We start from the raw sequence: 2,527 nt of genomic DNA, 5'->3' as shown, positions 1-2,527 counted from the left end.
GATCAAGCCGCGGCCGCTGCTGTTCTACCGGGGTGACTACACCGGCATCGAGCCGGACAAGACCACCCCGGCGCAGTGGCGCGACGACCTGGAGGCGTTCTTGACCGCCACCACCGAGGACACCTGGCTGTAGCGGTAATCAGCAGCCGTGCCAGCGGGCCTGGTGCCCGGCATGGGTCGGCAGGTAGGCGCCGGGACCGAAGAGCTCGTCGTAGAAGTCGGTGTCGAGGTGTTGGGCCTGCAGATACATCAGCACGTGCACCGTCGGTACGGTGCCGGGCAGTTTGCCGAAGGTGTCGTAGATATACGAGGCCTCGACGGTGACCAGCTCCTGCGCCGCGTCTGGTGGCAGCGCCGACCCGCGCACCTTCGGGGTGTCCGACCACGGGCCGGGCGTCTCCGGGTGGAACGGCCCGCCGGGCCCGAACTTGCGGTCGACCAGCTGCTGCACCCCGGCCGCCACCGACGGCACGTGCGGCGGGCTGAGCGTCTCGAAATAGCCGGGCAGCCCGGTGACGTTCGGGAAGGACCAGCGGTCGTCGTGGTCGGCCACGAAACCCAGCCCCGGGGCCCGCGGATCGCCGGAGCCGCCCAGCACCGAGAGCCGGTCCAGGCCGTCGAAGATCCAGCCGCCCAGGCCCATCGCCTGCAGCGCCAGCGCGCCGTTGTTGGCCGCGATCGACAGTTCGGCGCTGGCCTCGGTCAGCGTGTACTGCTCGACGAACGACAATGGGATCGGGTCGTCGGCGTGCGCCAGTCCGGAAAACCGTTGCAGGCCGGGTATTTTCCGGCCGGTGATGTCGTCGGCGATCGGGTAGCCGTTGGCGGCGAAGAACCACAGGTTCTCCATCAGGTGTTCGGCGAGGTCGGCCACCGGGAACGCCAGCAGGCTGCCCGGGTGGTTGCCGATCCAGACGTTGTGGCCCTCCATGTACGGCTCTTCGCGGGGCAGCTGCAGCCGCTGATCGGAGATCGACAGGTAGCGGTCCGCGGTCTGGCTGATCCACTCCTCGACGGTGTCGAAGTCGCGCGGCGGCTGATCGCGGGTGGACAACAGGTAGCTGCCGGTGTCGTCGGTGAAGAACAGCTGGCTGGTGTGGAAGCCGGCCGCCGACGGGAACGCCCGGCCGGTCGCGGTCCCGGAGTAGTTCGGCAGCGCGGGCGCGTACCCGGGATGGTGGGTGATGCCGAAGTGCCATCCGGTGACGCCGGCGACGAAGGAGAGCAGCAGCGCCCGCTCGACCTCGGAGAGCGGCTGCACCGGCCGGCGGCTGGCGAACGCGAGTGCACCGGCCGGAATCCGGCCGCCGACCGGGAACCGTCGGGATCGCCGGCCGGTCACCGCCGCGAACAGCGGAAACCGGGTCACTTCGGCCAGCGCGGCCCGCTCGTGATCAGCGACGACCAGGCCCATGGTGACGGTTTGGTCAGCCGGCGATGGTGTCCAGGATCGCGCTGATCCGTCGCGGTGACAGCGAGTCGCCGCACTGGTCGCGCATGCTCAGCAGCGGCTGGGCGATGCCCTGCAACTCCAGGAACTCGCCGGGGTGCGCCATGAAGTAGCTCTCCACCGCCGACCGCGCTCCTTCCGGCGGCTGGCTGGCCGCCTCGGTCAGTGCGTCGTTGGCCGCCGGGTGGTCGGCCAGGTAGCCGCCGGCTTGGCCGAGCACGCCGCTGGCGGTGGTGGCCAGCCCGCTGGCGGTGCAGTTCCCCGGGGCCGCGTCGGCGGTCGGTGAGCTGGTGCCGGATGCCGACGCCGCCGCGACGCCGATGACGCCGACGGCCAGCACGCCGAACGCGATCCGACGCGCCGAGGGTACGGGTGTGCTCATTGCGCTGGTTCCCTTCATCCGGGTCGTCCCCCGGATATTCAATGTCAGAGTCGCAGTAAACCTACCGCAGCTCGCCGGGGAGCCACCCGCCGATCCGGGTCAGCGCCGCGTCGATGTCGGCGGCCGGCCCGGCGAACGACAACCGGACGAACCCGCCGCCGGCGCCGGTGTCGAAGTCGACTCCCGGCGCGATGGCAACCCCGGTGTCGGCCAGCAGCTTCGCGCAGAACGACATCGAATCGTCGGTGAAGTCCGAGACGTCGGCGTAGACGTAGAACGCGCCGTCGGTCGGGGCCAGCCGCTCGACGCCGAGACCACGTAGCCCGTCCAGCAGCCGGGCCCGGTTGGCCGCGTACTGGCGCAGGTGTCCGTCGGCTTCCGCGATCGAATCCGGGGTGAACGCCGCAACCGCGGCGTACTGCGCCAGCACCGGCGGGCAGATGGTGAAGTTGCCGGTCAGCCGGTCCACCGCCCGGCGCAGCTCGGAGGGCACCAGCAGCCAGCCCAACCGCCAGCCGGTCATCGCGAAGTACTTGGAGAAGCTGTTGGCCACCACCGCGGTGCGGGACGTCTGCCAGGCGCAGCTGATCTGCGGCGCGCCCGGATAGACCAGCCCGTGGTACACCTCGTCGCTGATCAGCCGCACATCGGCGTCGTCGCACCAGGACGCGATCGCCGCGAGCTCGGCCGGCGGC

General features: G+C 70.7%; 3 protein-coding genes and 1 pseudogene. 1 reads left to right on the top strand and 3 read right to left on the bottom strand.

The genetic code is table 11. The features are described from left to right. Window positions 1-133, top strand: a pseudogene (locus tag AC2VNT_RS13425) (monooxygenase); the annotation flags it as partial. A gap of 6 nt (window positions 134-139) precedes the next feature. On the opposite strand, the gene AC2VNT_RS13420 reads toward AC2VNT_RS13425, so the two are convergent. The 3 genes from AC2VNT_RS13420 to AC2VNT_RS13410 all read right to left on the bottom strand — a co-directional run. Continuing rightward, on the bottom strand, window positions 140-1,414 hold the full coding sequence (locus AC2VNT_RS13420) for a hypothetical protein (RefSeq protein WP_486947333.1): 1,275 nt from the start codon (window positions 1,412-1,414) through the stop codon (window positions 140-142). Between the two features lie 13 nt (window positions 1,415-1,427). Then, the gene (locus AC2VNT_RS13415) at window positions 1,428-1,832 is read right to left on the bottom strand and encodes a heme-binding protein (protein WP_486947332.1); all 405 of its coding nucleotides are present in this window, start codon (window positions 1,830-1,832) and stop codon (window positions 1,428-1,430) included. A gap of 61 nt (window positions 1,833-1,893) precedes the next feature. Continuing rightward, a partial coding sequence (locus AC2VNT_RS13410; RefSeq protein ID WP_486947331.1) for an aminotransferase class I/II-fold pyridoxal phosphate-dependent enzyme occupies window positions 1,894-2,527 on the bottom strand: 634 nt, incomplete at its 5' end.

This window comes from Mycobacterium sp. TH-M15 (assembly GCF_057473705.1).
Note: the sequence above shows the minus strand (reverse complement) of the source record. Positions and strands in the feature narration are given on the sequence as shown.